Raw genomic sequence first — 16,112 nt, forward strand, 5'->3', positions numbered from 1 at the left:
TTTATTTAAACATAAAATTTACACGGATTAAATCCTAACTCTTTAAAATGCTCAAATTTCTTCTTCCCAATTGGTTTCTGTTTATTAAATAATTTTCCTTTCTCTTTTTGCATTCCTCCATTTTTATTTATTTCATATAATTCCGTAACTGCTGCTTCATAAGGGGTCATTTTAAATGGCCCTGGATTTCCATTAATTCTTACATAACCATTATCAGGTTTTTTACTCATCCAAGACTTTTTTGCATTGTCCCTTTCAAAATCCCTTTTATGTTGTTCATATCTTGTACCTATACCTTGTTGGGTTTGACCTATATAAAAAATTTCTTCACCTATAAAATGTCTATAAAACTCGACATCAATCAAATCGGTATTTGCAAAAATAGAAGTTCGGGTTTTATTATGAGTAAGTACCTCATCAATACCAACAAAATAATTATGATGGTCTTCAACTTCTAAATTGTATGTATCAACAACCTCTGAAAGAACTCCAATTGATGAAATAATAACAATTTTACCTCCTGAATTTAGCAGTTTCATCCCAGACTTTAAACCATTGGCCATTTCCCATCTCTTTTCTTCCGGTAGCAAAAAACGATGTTGTCCGGTTGCTTCAATAAAGCTATCTTTAATTCCAACTCGAACAAACTTTTCTGCTTTATTTCTAAAAATTTGAGTTACAGATTTTAATTCTGTTCTTTTAATTTCAAAATTATAAGCAAAAACCTTTTGACCAACTAAAATATCTTCAATAGGAACTAATCCCTTCTCTGTTTTAACCATTGTACCAGCTAGAAAACAAGGTTTCTTGCTTGGTGGTATTTCCAATAAATATTTATATTCAAATTCGTCCCACATTTTTTGTGCTATTTTTAATTTTTCTACATCATCTAATGCTTTGTTTACTGGTTTCTCATCAAAATCCTCCTTCTTCCTCTTCTTAAAATAATCCATCCAATCATCAACCGTTGTTTTTGGGTTTTTGAGTAATCGCTCTAAAGCTTCTGCAATTTTTTTTGTTGCTGATACACCTACCGATACATACAACAAAAACAACTCTATCGCAATGCCTGTGACTTCTTCTACAAAGATTTTGATGAAATCTACAGGGTTTTGGGCTGCGGTGAACTTTTTGAAATAAGCTGCTATTAATGTTTTTAGGGTTGACCAAATTTCACTAAAAAACTTCTTAAATCCTTCAACAAAGCTTTCCCAATTGCCGGGATTGGCTAAGGAAACAAAAAAGCCAACCATTTCAATCAAACTTGCTAAAAAACGAATCAATCCGTTATACAAACCTACTAAAAAAGCGTTATACATTTCCGGTAAGTCGGCAAATGTTTGCAACATCGCTTTGGCATCTTGATACATTTCTATAAATGCGTCTTTCACGTATTTATAAATTGCACTGAGTAAGGAACGAATTTCTAAGGGAATTTTTGTTTGAAGAGCAGAAATTAAAAGTACATCCAGATCTGATAGGTCTAATAATCCTTCAAATTGTTGAACCGCATCCTCTATTCTAATTTTTTCAGCATTGATATTGGTAATAAAATAAGGATCATAATCCGGATTTCGTTCTTGATTTGCCAAATAAGGATTCCATCGATTCGGGTCGGTAATCATAGCGTTATTTTTAAATTCCAACGCTATCTGTTGCAAAAATTTGGCAACATAATCTTCATTAAAGTAGTATTGTAAATCTTTTCGCAATGCCTCCAGAAGCATAATCAAGATTTTATTGGTCACGGGTTGGGTTAAAATGGTGAATTTGTTGTTTTCATAGTAGTTAACCGCTTCTTTAAAAATAAAATCCAATTGCTCACTACTAAAAAAACCGGATGGATTCATCCATTTGTCATATTCGTTTACCCATTTTTGAATGGTTTCTTTTGAAAGGCTACTCCCTAATAAATTATAGCCTAATTCTACGGCTCTGATTTCAATTATATTTTCAATTTTTAATCCTGTAAATTCACTTGCCTCTTTTGTCGTACCGGAAAAGTTTTTAATTGTGCCTGATTTGGCTACAATAAATACGGTAAAATTGTCAATCCCGTTAATTTTTGAAACTTTTTTATCAATTGTGGGTGTATCGGTTGCTAAGGCTAAACTAAAACTAACGGCAAGATTGTTTTGTTTGATTGTTGAATTGTCGGTTAGCAACTTAAAATTCAATTTCTGTGCTTCTTCTTTTTCCCAAAAAGCACCAAAAGGGCTGTTGTTAAAACCGCTAAAGTCTTCAAAGGATGGAAAAGTGGATGATAAACTCATAGGTATGTTTTACAAAACAATTACATAAATTGTTAAGATATTAAAAACATAAAACTAATTGTTCAAAATCAGATGGTCAATACGTAAAAACACGTAATTTTTATAATAAATAGAAAAATAGGTGGAATAGAATTCAAATGAAGTTAGTGTCTGAATGCTTGAACTCGATAAGCAATCCATTCTGAAAGTAAAAATCCATATTTTTATTTTCAAAAAAAATCGTGATTTGTTCAAATTCTTCATTTTCGAAAAGGATATAATGTATATTCTTGGGTGAATCCATAGTAAGGTCTCTTGGAAGTACTATATCATTTTTAAATTTACTTTTATGCGTTAAAATTGAAATGTGATGGTGATAATCTGTATTAAGCTTTTTTACATTAATTTCAATTGTATAATAGTGATTTCTCAAACTTAAATCATAAAAATTAACTTTTTTCTTTAAATTTTTTGATGAATTAATCATTTTTAAAGAATATTCTAAACTATAGTTTGAATGAGTTGTTATCTTTTTATATTCTCGAATTGAAGCTTCGTAATTTGCTTCAAAATCAGCATGACATGATGACAAAATCAATACAATAAATAAAAATGTTTTTTTCATTCGATTAATTTTAATTTTTGTGTAATTATAATCGGTGATTTCAATCCAATAATAAGCGTATCATTTTTCACTTTATCAACTAAATAAAGTGAACTAATAATCTTAGGTTGATTTCTTAATTTAAAAGATTCTGTTTTTATTGGTTTATAACTTGAATTAATTTTAGAAAGCTCTTCTAAAATCAAATTCGATATATAATACGGATTAGTTCTTTTTTCTTTCAAATAAAAATACAATATCCTATCAACAGTTTGATCAGAATTAATAGTATAAACTAAATGCTTGGAATATAATTTCTTATGAATAAATAACTCTTTGTTAATTTCTTTAAATTCTACTAACCTTTGATCATTTTCATTCTTACAAAAGCCCTCACAAAAATCAATAATAGGAAGATTTGTAAATTGGGTTTTACTTGAAATTTTCAGATTATTACACTCTCTTTGAATAGTTTCTATTGATATTTCCTCGTTGGGATATATAATTTCAACATTAATATATTTTTCTTGACATGAAAGAAAAAATAGTAATGTGCATATTATCAACAAATTACATTTTGGATTTATAAATCGCATTATTAAATTCTTCATAATTTAAAAAACTTGACAACTATTATTTTTACCTTTTAAAGTAGAATGCTGTTCAATTCATCAATCGGATTCCCATCTGCTTTTTCAGATTTTGATAACGTTTTTTATTAATTCATACATGCTTTGGTTCACGCATTTTTTTATTAAAAATCCATTTTACATCTCCCAACTTATCCATTTTCCCAAGGTCTTTTGTTAGTTGGCTTTTTATGGTTTCGCCCCAAAAGCCCGTCCAGTTTTTGAGTTCGAGGTTTAGGATTACTTTACAATATCCTCCAAATGAGTCAGTATTTTTGGCACAAACCAGTTTTTCAAATCTCTATATTTTTCTTCTGATTTTCTTATTTCTTCAATACGTTTGTCTTCTATTGCCATTAGTTTATCAGCGAATTTTTTATATTCTTCTGCTGATTTTACAAGTTTTGCAATAACTATTCTTCTAACGTCAAATCTGAAAATTCCATAATTTTTATTATCATTAAACCAAAAATTATCACCTTCTCCATTGATTTCAGCATCAACATTTTTCAAATCGTCTAAGAAATCAAAAAGAGAAAAAGCATAAACTTCTGTAAAGCTCTTAATTGTTGTAACAGCATCAAAAATATCTTTTTCTTCTTTTATTTCTTTTTCTTTTTTATCGTTAAGTATCCTGCGAGGTGAAAAAGCATATGTTATTGAGTCCTTCTTTAAATAGAAAAAATTATGTTCAAAGCATTTTTCCAATTCCATCATCACCTCTTCAATTTTATTCACTCTTTTCCCATAGGCAAAAGAAAGATAATGTGTGTCATAATAATTGGTTGATGTGATAGCAATATCCTGAAAACCAATATCAATTTTTTTTCTGAAACATATTACTTCACTTGTTTTTTTTTAATTTGTATTCTTTAGAGTCAAAATAATCTTGTAGATGAAAGATGATTCTTTCGTTCATTTCTTTTTTAAACGTAATCTTATTCTTATTTGATTTTTTCAACAGTAAATTTAGTTAAATCTGATGGAGAACCACCATCACCCATAGTTTTCATATAAGTTTTTACTTTGATTTCTGTATTTTGTTCTATGTTTAAGTTCTTCTCAAACTTTGTATTTCTCAAATCAAAATAGCTGTCTGTATTTCCAGAGCCTTTTCAGATTCAAATTGCCTGTTGCTGAAAGGTGCATCTTTTGAGAGTTTACAGTCATTTACTATGGCTTCCAGATATTCTTTTCCGGTAACAGGGTCGGTCATTTTCTTTACCCAGACATCATCCATTGTAGTAAATCCGCCTTTGGTGTTAGGGATACGTATTTGCACTTGATGAAGCGGTATATAGCTTTTCAACTCTTCGAGTGAAAGACCTGCTTCCTGAGCCACTTTGCTTAAGTATTCTGGATTTCCTTCATCTTTTGGAATTCTTAACTTATGAAGTATGTGTCTTGAAGTAACTTGACTGTATAAGGAATTTTCTTAGTTAAATCATTTCTGTCATATACAAAAGGATGACCATTTTTTGTAGATTCAGATTCTATAGATTTATAAACTTTATCAACCAATTCCTCAAAATCTTTTCTTCCACTCAATTTAGCAATGATTAGTCTTCTCACATCAAAAAAATTTGCACCTCCAAGATTAAAGGTATTCTTATCAGTTGAGTTCCAAAAATTTTTATCATCACCATTTATTAATTTATCTATTTCACTCAAATCATTTAATTTCTCTAAAAAAGGGAGTGCTTCTTTTTCTGTAAAATCAATAATTTTTTCGACAATATTCTTTACGTCTTGCTCAGTTTCCATATAGTCAGGAAGACCATCTTGATTAATACCGTAATATGAATTATAGCCAAAACCCAGTGTATTCGCATCTTTTTTATAAGGAGGATTACTAAACGGAATTACTTCATTAATTTTTGTTATTACTTCTTCCACAACACTAATACGTTTTCCAAATCCAAAACGTAACCGATGCGAATCATAATAGTTTATTGTACTCAGACTAAATTTTTCAAAACTATTATTGTCAAATTTTCGATAATATTCAATTTGTGTTTTTTGAGATTTCTTATGTTTGAAACCTTTAGTTGTTAAATATCCATCAAGGTATTTTATTATATAATCTTCTGTTTCCTTTTTATTCATAATTATTTTATTTTTTCAAAATCCAAATTGTTGGTCAAATCGTTACTGTCTTTAGAATATGTCTTTATATAGGTTTTTATATTTAATTCTGTTCCTTGAGGTAAATCATATTCTTCTGTAAATTTTGTATTTCTTAATTTAAATTTACTATCCTGTTTTCCTATCGCTTCAATAAATTCATTTTGTCGCTTAGTAAAGTCAGTAGCTTTTGATAACTTGACTTCGTTTACAATCACATCATATCTAATTTCGTCACCTACTTTAACTGTCTTTATCCAAACATTATCAGCTATAGTAAATCCACCTGTTGGAAGATTAATTTGTACCTGTTGCAAAGGTATATAATTAGCAATTTCTTCAATTGTTATACCAGCTTTTTCTGCTATTTTACTTAAGAAATTTGAATCATTTGATTGAATTAGTCTTTCCACATTCTTTTCAAGATTTTTTCCTAATATAAAATTTTTAGGAGCCTTCTTTAGATTGTCCAACATACCAACATCTTCTGCCAGTTCTTCTCCCAACTCATTTAGTGCATCATCATCCAGTTTTTTCAGATAATCGTTTACTTCAATACCGCCATCTTTTGGCTTTTTGAGGAAGAAGTTTCTTATATCTTCATATACCTTAACAACTTTAGGATTGGTTATTCTCTTTATAAAACCAGAAACTGAGTCAAGAACCTCACCTAATTTACCTGCTTTTGTAAACAACCCAATTCCTCCCAAAAACATAGAACCTACAGCAACTGTAGTTTTCCCTACAAAGTGTTCGCTTCTTTCAGTATCTTTATATATTTCTTCTGCTTCTTGCTTCAATCCTGCATACATTTGCTCCATACCTTGGGCAGTAAATACTTGGGAAAAAGCATTTCTTTTTTCTTCATCGGTGGCTATGTCATAAACAGTGGTTATGGCCATCTTGATACCTATAATCTCATCTATAGCTCCATCTGTAACACCTCCCACAATTGGCTCAAACTGCATGTATTCGGGCCAATTTTTATGATCATCATCTTTGGAGTGCCAGTTACTCTTATATACTGTGCCCTCGGCCCATACATTCTTAGCGACTTTTTGAGTAGCTTGTATAGCTTCTACATATCCACCTATTTTATCATTAAATAGTGCTTTAGATTGTTGTATAAACTTCTGATAAAAGTTGTATTCGGTCTCTTTTTTTTCAAATTCCTCGTTTGATTCTTTCCGCATTTGGGATATATCTACATCCAGTCCTCTTGCTCTAGCTTCTTTTTTCCATTTATCTTCATATTCTTTAAGAAAATTGGGGTGTACAACGTGTTTTATTTCTATTTTTTCTCCAGGCTTTATGGTAATGTTGAGTCGAACCTCACATTCCTTTGTCTTATAATCAGTTTTTAGTAGGTTTTCACCAATTACATTTCCTTGGGCATCTACTTGTTTAATATATACACAAAGTTTTACGGTTTGGTAAAAAGGGTTTTCCAGTTGCTTTTGAATAACTTTTGAAAGTTCCTTAATCCTATTTTCTTTATTGCCAATTGCTAAATGCTCCCTTTTGGCCATCATTTCTTCATAAATTTGCATAAGTTCTTGATAATTCAAGGTTAAATTGTTTGAAGAAATTCTTTCTAAATAATTATTAGTTTCAAAAGGAAGTGATTCAAAGTTGTTTCCTGTTGAAATAAGTTTCCACTTTGTGTTTTCTCCTTTCAAAAGTAAATTTCCTTTTGAATGGGTAGTTATTTTAAAATCTGTTTTATCCTCTAAAACTTCATAAACAAATTTTTCATTATTTATTGAAAGCCTTGTAGGTACAATGCTCACAATAAGTCTGCCTTGTTGAATTTTTCCATAAAACAGAATACCTGTATTAGCATTGTTGACAGGCAAATGAGTGTAATAGAATTGAGAGATTCCATTTTTTTGCATTAATGAAAGTATGTCTCTCAAATATTTTTCTACTAGTTGATTATCATCAAATTTTTTGTTAAAAATGCTTTCATCTCCAAATGGAGAGTCTTGAAACGAAGGTATTGTAGGAAATTCTGAATTTTCAGGAAAAGTATCATCTAAACTCATAGGTCTGTTTTTAAACCCAACACTTTTTTCAAAGTGTCGGGTTGTATTAAAAAATCAATTAATTGGATGGTTCTTCCTCTTCCGGTGTTGGTTCCGTTGCGTCTCCTCCAATCAACGTATCAGTTAGTTCAAAAACTTTTACATTTTGACCATCACTAGAAAACAATAAATTATCACTACAAGCATCATCACATGGAAGAGCATTAACCACATTAAGTCCTGCTGCTCCGGCTTGAATAATGGTTAAGGAAGTTGGAACTCGACTTTGCCATACTTCTTCTACTTCTCCTGCCGGTTTTCTTAACTCATCCACAATCGATAGAAACATTGGGTCGTTGGGTGTTGGCACTTGTCCGCCATTCCAAATTTCTCCGGTGGCCATATACCAGTTTACAGCTTCTTCAAATCCTGGTCGAACGGTTACAATTACCCTTGCCATTCCACTTTGTAAAAACGAACGGAAAAGTGGATCATCGTTTTCAATGAGGTACATATCTACCCATTCTGATTTTTTTGCCCAATAGAACGGATAAAAATAGTAGCTCATAATATCCCATTCAAAGGCCTGCTCGAAAAATTTAATTCTATCGGCATAATTTCCTAAAGTGGAAGATGTGTATGCAGCTCTTACTTCTGCTGTATCTCTTTGAGAAAGATAATCCATTCCACCCATTGAAGCTTGACTGGCTAAATATTCGATACAATTTTTTCGTAAAACTGTATTTTCAATTTGTCGATAAAAACCTGGATTCAATTTTACCTTTTCGGCCGCAAGAGCTTTTAATTCGGCTTTGCGTTGCAAATACGCTGCTTTTTTTGCTTCATAAGCTGCAATAATTTTATTGAAAGTCGAGATTTTCCATTCAGTTTCGGCTTGAACAGTTCTCTGACAACTAACTGAAAAATTAATACTTCCGGAAAAATAATTTGAAAAGGTAACTGAAATAGGTAATTTAAAAAGAAACTCTTTGTCAAAATCAACATATGGCGAATTATTCGAATTTGTAGAATAAGATATTGGTGCTCCACTACCAGATTCAAATTTTTTATCTCCAATTTGTATTAATATTCTTTGATGACTTGCGGATCCATTATGACTTGCACATGCAATAGCTCTTCCACTAATTGCCACATAACCCTCAGGAATGTCTATTTCATCATGAAATGAAAAAAATTCAACATGTGAATTACTACCGGAATAATTACCGCCTAATGATTTACCTATAGATATTGTGGATCGTAAAGAAGGCTCTATTTCAACATTATAATAACTAGCCCAAAAAGCTGCTTTTATTTCATCTATTGAATCATAAGTGGCAATAGTACTATTTAATGCAAGTCTGGGGTCTGGGGGAGATATTAATTCTTCTAAATCAGAAGAATAATTTTTAACGGCATGTTTATGAAAAGCGGCTGGTTCAGGTATGGCAAACTCATACATTAATCGTTTACCGTAATTGATAATTTTATTTTCATAAATTTTATCCACCCAACGATAAACGCCAGAAACATGTTTTTCTCCTTCTCTATTATCGAAGCCATGTTTGTTACTTTCTGTAAATTCTTCTACGATTTTGGTGATCCTTTCTTCTTTAATTTTATTAACTACACGATCCAAAGCTCGTTCAGTAATTTCTTTAGCCTGAGTGATTGCTTGAATATTAGAAGTTTCTTGCGATGTATTTTGAGCAAAATTTGCACCTATTCCCAAAGAATATCCACCTCCTGAGTAACTGGCATTTGCTGATACTCCAAAAGAAGTTTGTTCAGATAAAACCTCAGCAATTTCTTGATTCATCTCAAAACGATCGGTTGTTGTAGTGTCAGAAAGTTTTTCTCTTTCTTGTTCTTTGGTTGTTGTATATGTTTCTTCTTTTTTGGTAGAACGAACGGTCGATTTTTCTTTGTACTCCCGAGCCATTATGTTTTCAATATGTGAGACCTCACCCGGTACATAGCAACATACCTCCTGTTCTACTTTACGGTAATCGGCAATTCCTATTTGATTGATACCAAAACCTAAAGGAATATAAGTACTAGATGTGTCTGGAATTTGATTGTTAATATCTCCAACAATTTCTTCAGATTCTGCATATAATTCGTAAGTTCCAGAACCAAAAACATAAAAATCGTCTTCTGGTAACCTTTCTGTTTCATTAGTTGATATTGTTCCAAATGGTTTTAATCTTGCAAACGTGATTTCAGACCATGTATCATAGATCGATGAAATCGGAGAGGTATCTCCAGGTTCTTGAGTGTAATAATCTGTTAAACCTCCCGTACCATGATCATCCCCTGGTTCGTCAGTAGGCGGAGACAATGTAAGAATATTTGCAGAACCCTCTAAAATAAGTGTTTGACCATCATTAGTAACAAAATTTCCAGTAAAAGTAAAATTTGTATTTAAACCTGGATCAAATTCAATTTCATTTTGTCTAAACACATCAAATACATATAAATTATGAATCAGACCGGTACTACGATTCGAAAATTGGTAATTCAAAGTAGTATTGTCTCCAAACAAAACATTAAAAGTACCAGAAGTAAAAGTCAAATTTGTTTTTAATCCCGAAAAGGTTAACCTTAATCGTTTTCTCGGATCATCTCCATGTCCAATAGAGCTTATATTTAATTGCTGAGTAAATCGGTAAGTTGAAGCCTCATCAACACGGAGCAACATTCCTTCAGTGACTAAACTTTTTTGAGTTGATAATGAATTTTCAAATAAAATGGTGGATAATTTTTCTTTATCTCCTTTTAGTAATTGAATAACATCATTTATAGTCTCAGTAAAATAAGTTTCTTTGGCATATTTTACAATTTCTGTTGTAATTGTAGAAATATTATCGTTTAAATAGCTTAAATCTAATTGATCAATTGGGCTAAATTTAAATTCAGGTAAAGTTAAATTCTCATAAACAAAATAGGACATTTCCATATTGGTATCTGAATCAATATACCTCTTTTCTACTTTTGTTGCAGAATTATATGCTTCTTTAACCAAATTATCAAACTCGATTTGATATTTTGAAAGATTAAAATTGTTTATCCTTTCAAAACTTTTTTCAGCAAATGTTAATTCTCTTAGAATTGAATCGACTCTATTTAAATGTGCTTTAGCATAAATAACTTTCATTTGTTGTGATAAAGCATTCTGAAAACTTTGAGATGCAGTCTCTTTCACTTTTGTATTTTGATTAGATGGTAATACAAATTTACCAAACAAGCGTTCGGGCAAAACAATTCTTGATTGTGCTAAAATGCGTTGTTGCTCCAAAGTCAGATTACTACCATTTTTAGAATCAAAGAAATAGGCAACTAACACTGACATGATAGCCTCTCTTATATAAACATCTTTCTTGGAAATAATTTGATAAAATAAATTATCCCACAACGATTTTAAGATAGTTGAATTAACATTAGGAGTAGCTTGTCTTTCAACTAAAGCATCATTTGTAACAATAGAACGATTAGAGGTTAACCAAACGGAATAAGAATAGTAATCTTCGGTAACTAAAGTTTTTAAATCATCCTTTGAGTTTAAGAATTTGGCATTTGACTCAAATTCGATAGCTTTACTACGTAGTGCAGTTCTTCTTTGAGCAGCATTTGTAATTTCTGAAGTTAATGCTGCATAAAAAAAGCTATCAACTTCAAATTCACTTGGAAAAGTTACAAAAGATTCGATCACTTCCTCTTTTTCAATTAATCCCGGTGCCCTCATAGATACAAATCGAAAGAGCGTGTTTTTAATTTCATTTGACATAATTACTATTTTTAAGATTCTTTATAAAAATAGATAGATCATATACTTGAATCAATGAGTGAAAATACGTAATTTAGTACTTGTATTTCACACAAAAAGACTATTTTTCAGTAGTTTTGAGTAAAAAAGATACAATACTTGTTGATTTAAAAAATCAAATCACAAACTTTATCATGAGATTTTTTTTAAATAAAAATAAAATATAAAAAAACCGCCTCATAGGGCGGTTGAAGGGTATAATTGTTTTTGTTTAGTAGCATAACTTTCCACAAATATAAGATTTTTTTGAATAAATGAAATACTAAATATTGTCCAAATGAATGGCATTGGTTTTCAAAGCATACAAAACAACCCCGATAAAATTTTTAGATTCTGTTTTTTCCATAATCCTTTTGCGGTGTTTCTCAACGGTTCGGGTACTAATGCAAAGCTTATCCCCTATTTCAATACTACTTAATTCTTTACAAGCCATCAAAATAATTTCTATTTCGCGAGTGGTTAAACTTACTTTTTGTGTAAAATTAAAATTGGCATAGACTTTTTTCTCCCACAAAATAGCCTCCCTAACAACAGCAGCCAACTCCATATCAAAATAATAATCTTTATAGATAACATTTTTGATAGCTTGTTCTAACAGTTCTGGAGGTGAATTTTTGGTAAAAAAACCATTTGCACCACAATCCATTATTTTATGAACCGCCTCTTTAGTAGTCAATTGCGAAACAATTAATATCTTGACATCCGGATAATTTTTCTTCAATAATTTACAAATCTCAAAACCATCCAAAATAGGCATTTGAATGTCTAATAATACAACATCAATGGGCTCGCCACTGTCTAATTTTTCTAATAAAATTGTACCATTATCAGTATCAAAAACAACTTCTACCCCTTCAAAAGTTGAAAGTAATAAAGTTAAACTCTTTCGAAACAATTGATGATCATCCACCAAGGCGATACGTATCATAAACTCAATTTTAAATAAATAACAAAATGATTGCCAACCGTTACTTCTCGTTGCACTAACTCAGCTTTCATACTCTTAATCCTGGATTGTATATTGTGTAACCCACTCCCTTTAGATTGTTGATAAGCACTTTTAAAATCAAATGCTACCCCATCATCAATAATCTCTAAACTTATTCCCTCAGTAGTCGCATACAAAGCAAATAGAGCTTGCGTGATGTGACCATGTTTCAACATATTTTGGCAAAATTCCTGAGCAACTCGAAAAAGCTCATATGAAAAAGTGGCGGGTAGTTGAACTGCTACTAAATCTGTTTTAAAAAGAAATTCCTTTCCACTAAGTACACTTAATTGTGTTAAATAATCCTTTAAAGCTGCACTAAAACCGGCTGTTTCCAGTAAAGGAGGCATTAACTTACTTGATATTGTTCTTGTATTTTCAATAGCTTTTTCTATTGCATTTTTTGTCTCCAAAACAAGAGAATGAGTAGGCTGATCCTTTGTTTGTTTTTCCAGAATAACCATGAAATTTCGAATCGCACTCAAATCGCCTTGAACACTGTCATGCAAATCTTTAGCAATGCGTTGACGCTCCTCTTTCTCACTGTCTAATGCAGTCTTTAAAAGCGTCTCAGCCTCATTTCGTTTCATTTTGATAAAATGATTCTGATAAAACAAAACCAAAAAAACCAATGCAAATGCTAAAAAAAGCATCACAGAAGTGCCTAACCAAAAAACAGATTTTATGTCGCTCGTCCCTTCCAAATGGATACAATTAAAAGTATTCTGAAAAACAAAACTAAAATAAGATTTACTACCCAGTATTCATATAAACTCAATCCCTCTTGAATTATTTCTTCACTAAATAAAAATAAAAAAATAGTTCCTGAAAAGTATACTAACAAACCTACTATAAAATAAAAGAAAGGTAGTTTCAATAGAGAATCCTCCTCTGTTCTTTTAAATACTGAAACAAACCAAAAAAGAGAAAAAAGAATAACATACAGAAATTCAATAAGTGATAAGTAACCATCAGACTGTAGAGTATAAATCTCTGTTTTAATTACCTTAAAATGGTAAAAGAAACCAATAAATACAATGAAAAAAATAAAACTTATAATCCTAAAAAATTTCTGTGAATTTTTTGTGAAAACATAAAGCAAGGTAGAAAATTCTAATAAAAGATAGACCATTGACCAATCATCAGAATCTGATTTTAAAAAATAAATAAAAATAATTTCATAGAGAGATGATAAAGCTACCAAAAGTACAAATGGATAAATGCTTTTGATAGCTTTATTATTCACTCCCCTTATATGATAAAGTAGTAAAGCAGAAATACCTATCGAAATAATTATGTAAATTAAAATATCTATAATGCTGTACTTTTATTAATACAATTAATCTAAAATTACTGTACCACTGCAATGTGGTGGACATTTAACCAATCTATCAACTATTACTCCTTCTTTCATATCATTTTCATTTCCATCCACACCGATTAATACTAATGTATGGGTTTTACTTTCTTCTTCATAGGCATTGTAAATACGAACTCCAATACAACGCTCCTGATTCAAAATCGCCTTTAAATGGTTGGCTCCAATAAAAAAGCCTTTTACTTCCTCTGGATTGCTGGTTTGATAGGTCCTAACCAAATCCTGTGCTTCTTTCAGTGTAATTACTCCGCCTGAGTTTTCATCTAGTCTCATAAGTATAAATTTTTATAAATTATGTCAACAAGATAATATTCCTACAGACTGTTAAAAATAAGTATTTTTACGTAATTAGATACGTATTTTCACTCAAATTAAAATGAAATTAACCTTGTGTTAATCTGAAATAATAGAAATACTTAGAAAAAAGAAAGAAATAAAAAGGGATTAGGTAGTAGAAATACGTAATAAATTGTTATTCATTCAAACGTAACTTATATAAAAAGTCAGAGATTAGTAGCGGGTGCAGAAGTAAAAGGCAAATACCCTACAAAGAAAATTACACAATTATACCTATATAAATTACGTGTTTTTACTGAAACTGTTAAATTATTCTTTTACATAAATTTAACATCTAACCAAATTCAACTATTTTATGTCTTCAAAAACAACTTTAGATACGTTGTACCTCATTAATTCATCTACCAGAAAAGTGTATCTTGATATTACGGTGGGCGATGAAGGGCAAACTTCTTTACTTACTGTCAGATTGAATAAAGAGATTGTAGAAGAAAATCATTCAGGCAACCTAACAAAATGCACTATTGGTAAAAACAATGAGCTGAATGATACTATTTTAAAAATTGAGGTAACCATTGCTGATACGTCAAGAAAAACAAACCTCACTTTTGTAAATATAAAACTTAGCGGTGGTGTACTAACGCGAAATTACCCACTCTATAAAACAGTTAGCAAGGAAGGTGACTCGGCAGATTACTATTGCCATATTAAATTTTTTAAACCTTAAATCGCTTTAGCATGAAAAAGATACTATGGTTTACTTCATTTCTAATGGTGTTCATATCAACTACTAGAGCACAAGAGGTAGAACTTGATTTATTAAAAGCTCCGGTTTCTCCGGCTTCCAGTCTCTTGGGATTCGCTCAAAGTGAGATTGATAAACCTACAGATGTATCCGATTTCATGGCTACCATTCAATCGGCTTCTGATAATTTTAGTAAACTACCTTCCAACTTTGCAATAGATATTGCTCCTTTTTGGCTTACAAAAAGTAACTCACTTAATGATATTTCAACAACCGGATTAGCAAATTCGTATGGTGGAAATGTCATACCACAAACGTTAGTGCTATCATTTGCTGTAAAAAATGTTGATTCTACCACCATAAACTACAACGCAAATAGCACATATGCCGGTTTTGGTTTTAAATTTTATCTCTACAGAGGAAATTATGACACCAATACGCAGGAAAAACTAAATCAAATTGCGAAGCTCCAACAAAAGAAATTGGAACTGATGAAAAATAATGCCGACCAAGTGTATGAGAATCTTTCTTCCGAAATTATAGAACTTAAAGAAAAAAGAGAACAATTGTTCCAAGGAATTGATACAGAAGACGATTCACCCGAGAATATTCAATTAATTGAACTTCTTACCTTAAGAGCAGAAAAAATTAATGCCGAAATTGAAGAAAAAATTGAAATTCTACTAGAGCAAAATAAATCAACCGAAGAGGTTTCTAATCTTGATGAAAAAATAAAAGCAATTGCAGCTGATTTTCAATTAACCCGAATTGGTTTTACGTGGGATTTTGCCGGAGGAATCAGCGGAGAATTTCAAAATAAAAGTTTTAACCAAGGCAAAATATACAATGCCGGTATTTGGACAACGTTAGGCTATACCACTGAAAAGGCAGGAGCCTTCTTAGGCTTAATAAGATACCTTCATAATCCGGAGAGAATATTTGCACTAGATAATACGATTAACGAATTGAATAGTGTCTCCACATTCGATATGGGCTTTCGATATATTGTCGGTGGCACTCAATCCAAATTCAATGCAAGTATTGAAGCAGTGTACAGAAGCTACCTCTCCGATTTTGAAGCAGATAATTCCTGGAGACTGATGCTGAATTTAGACTATGCCATTCTCAAAAACCAAAAAATTACTTTCTCATTCGGTAAAAACTACGATGGTACTACAACAAAAGACGGCAACTTAGTCGCTGCGTTAGGCACTGTCTTTGGTTTTGGGAATAAAAGATAAAACA

The 16,112-nt window shown here is 31.1% G+C and carries 13 protein-coding genes; 2 read left to right on the forward strand and 11 right to left on the reverse strand.

The genetic code is table 11. From position 1 onward, the window contains the following. Positions 1 to 5: 5 nt before the first annotated feature. The 11 genes from EQG68_RS02725 to EQG68_RS02775 all read right to left on the reverse strand — a co-directional run bounded on the left by EQG68_RS02725 (position 6) and on the right by EQG68_RS02775 (position 14,098). Positions 6 to 2,273 carry a Hint domain-containing protein gene (locus EQG68_RS02725; protein ID WP_129463247.1) on the reverse strand — a complete coding sequence of 756 codons (2,268 nt, stop codon included), beginning with the start codon at positions 2,271 to 2,273 and terminating at the stop codon, positions 6 to 8. 133 nt (positions 2,274 to 2,406) lie between these two features. Then, positions 2,407 to 2,877, reverse strand: a complete 471-nt coding sequence (locus EQG68_RS02730; RefSeq protein WP_129463248.1) for a hypothetical protein — start codon at positions 2,875 to 2,877, stop codon at positions 2,407 to 2,409. After that, positions 2,874 to 3,467 (reverse strand): hypothetical protein, encoded by a 594-nt coding sequence (locus EQG68_RS02735; RefSeq protein WP_129463249.1) that lies wholly within the window; start codon positions 3,465 to 3,467, stop codon positions 2,874 to 2,876. The genes EQG68_RS02730 and EQG68_RS02735 overlap by 4 nt, the downstream gene beginning before the upstream one ends. 258 nt (positions 3,468 to 3,725) lie before the next feature. Next, positions 3,726 to 4,223: a hypothetical protein gene (locus tag EQG68_RS02740; RefSeq protein WP_129463250.1), complete on the reverse strand. Its 498-nt coding sequence runs from the start codon at positions 4,221 to 4,223 to the stop codon at positions 3,726 to 3,728. A 340-nt stretch (positions 4,224 to 4,563) separates the two neighbouring features. Then, complete coding sequence (locus EQG68_RS02745) at positions 4,564 to 4,767, reverse strand: hypothetical protein (protein WP_129463251.1); 204 nt, start codon at positions 4,765 to 4,767, stop codon at positions 4,564 to 4,566. Positions 4,768 to 4,868: 101 nt separating this feature from the next. After that, positions 4,869 to 5,591, reverse strand: a complete 723-nt coding sequence (locus EQG68_RS02750; RefSeq protein WP_129463252.1) for a hypothetical protein — start codon at positions 5,589 to 5,591, stop codon at positions 4,869 to 4,871. A 2-nt stretch (positions 5,592 to 5,593) separates the two neighbouring features. Further along, complete coding sequence (locus EQG68_RS02755; protein ID WP_129463253.1) at positions 5,594 to 7,654, reverse strand: hypothetical protein; 2,061 nt, start codon at positions 7,652 to 7,654, stop codon at positions 5,594 to 5,596. Between the two features lie 58 nt (positions 7,655 to 7,712). Continuing rightward, entirely contained in the window at positions 7,713 to 11,420 is a 3,708-nt protein-coding gene (locus EQG68_RS02760) for a hypothetical protein (protein WP_129463254.1), read from the reverse strand. Positions 11,421 to 11,721: 301 nt separating this feature from the next. Then, positions 11,722 to 12,387, reverse strand: coding sequence for a response regulator transcription factor (locus EQG68_RS02765; RefSeq protein ID WP_129463255.1), 666 nt, complete (start codon positions 12,385 to 12,387; stop codon positions 11,722 to 11,724). Beyond that, entirely contained in the window at positions 12,384 to 13,037 is a 654-nt protein-coding gene (locus EQG68_RS02770; protein ID WP_164975375.1) for a sensor histidine kinase, read from the reverse strand. Before EQG68_RS02770 ends, EQG68_RS02765 begins: the two co-directional genes overlap by 4 nt. 749 nt (positions 13,038 to 13,786) lie before the next feature. Next, the gene (locus EQG68_RS02775) at positions 13,787 to 14,098 is read right to left on the reverse strand and encodes a hypothetical protein (RefSeq protein WP_129463257.1); all 312 of its coding nucleotides are present in this window, start codon (positions 14,096 to 14,098) and stop codon (positions 13,787 to 13,789) included. 379 nt (positions 14,099 to 14,477) lie between these two features. Between EQG68_RS02775 and EQG68_RS02780 the strand changes: the two genes are divergently transcribed. Both EQG68_RS02780 and EQG68_RS02785 read left to right on the forward strand, forming a co-directional pair. Then, positions 14,478 to 14,849, forward strand: coding sequence for a hypothetical protein (locus tag EQG68_RS02780; RefSeq protein ID WP_129463258.1), 372 nt, complete (start codon positions 14,478 to 14,480; stop codon positions 14,847 to 14,849). Between the two features lie 11 nt (positions 14,850 to 14,860). Further along, positions 14,861 to 16,108, forward strand: a complete 1,248-nt coding sequence (locus EQG68_RS02785) for a hypothetical protein (RefSeq protein ID WP_129463259.1) — start codon at positions 14,861 to 14,863, stop codon at positions 16,106 to 16,108. Positions 16,109 to 16,112: the final 4 nt, after the last annotated feature.

Source organism: Flavobacterium piscinae, from assembly GCF_004122145.1.
Classification (GTDB): domain Bacteria; phylum Bacteroidota; class Bacteroidia; order Flavobacteriales; family Flavobacteriaceae; genus Flavobacterium; species Flavobacterium piscinae.

What these genes read in the sequence shown, in the direction of transcription:
- EQG68_RS02725 (WP_129463247.1), bottom strand. Translation starts at nt 2,273, where the DNA reads ATGAGTTTATCATCCACTTTTCCATCCTTTGAAGACTTTAGCGGTTTT.
- EQG68_RS02730 (WP_129463248.1), bottom strand. Translation starts at nt 2,877, where the DNA reads ATGAAAAAAACATTTTTATTTATTGTATTGATTTTGTCATCATGTCAT.
- EQG68_RS02735 (WP_129463249.1), bottom strand. Translation starts at nt 3,467, where the DNA reads ATGAAGAATTTAATAATGCGATTTATAAATCCAAAATGTAATTTGTTG.
- EQG68_RS02750 (WP_129463252.1), bottom strand. Translation starts at nt 5,591, where the DNA reads ATGAATAAAAAGGAAACAGAAGATTATATAATAAAATACCTTGATGGA.
- EQG68_RS02755 (WP_129463253.1), bottom strand. Translation starts at nt 7,654, where the DNA reads ATGAGTTTAGATGATACTTTTCCTGAAAATTCAGAATTTCCTACAATA.
- EQG68_RS02760 (WP_129463254.1), bottom strand. Translation starts at nt 11,420, where the DNA reads ATGTCAAATGAAATTAAAAACACGCTCTTTCGATTTGTATCTATGAGG.
- EQG68_RS02765 (WP_129463255.1), bottom strand. Translation starts at nt 12,387, where the DNA reads ATGATACGTATCGCCTTGGTGGATGATCATCAATTGTTTCGAAAGAGT.
- EQG68_RS02770 (WP_164975375.1), bottom strand. Translation starts at nt 13,037, where the DNA reads ATGAAACGAAATGAGGCTGAGACGCTTTTAAAGACTGCATTAGACAGT.
- EQG68_RS02775 (WP_129463257.1), bottom strand. Translation starts at nt 14,098, where the DNA reads ATGAGACTAGATGAAAACTCAGGCGGAGTAATTACACTGAAAGAAGCA.
- EQG68_RS02780 (WP_129463258.1), top strand. Translation starts at nt 14,478, where the DNA reads ATGTCTTCAAAAACAACTTTAGATACGTTGTACCTCATTAATTCATCT.
- EQG68_RS02785 (WP_129463259.1), top strand. Translation starts at nt 14,861, where the DNA reads ATGAAAAAGATACTATGGTTTACTTCATTTCTAATGGTGTTCATATCA.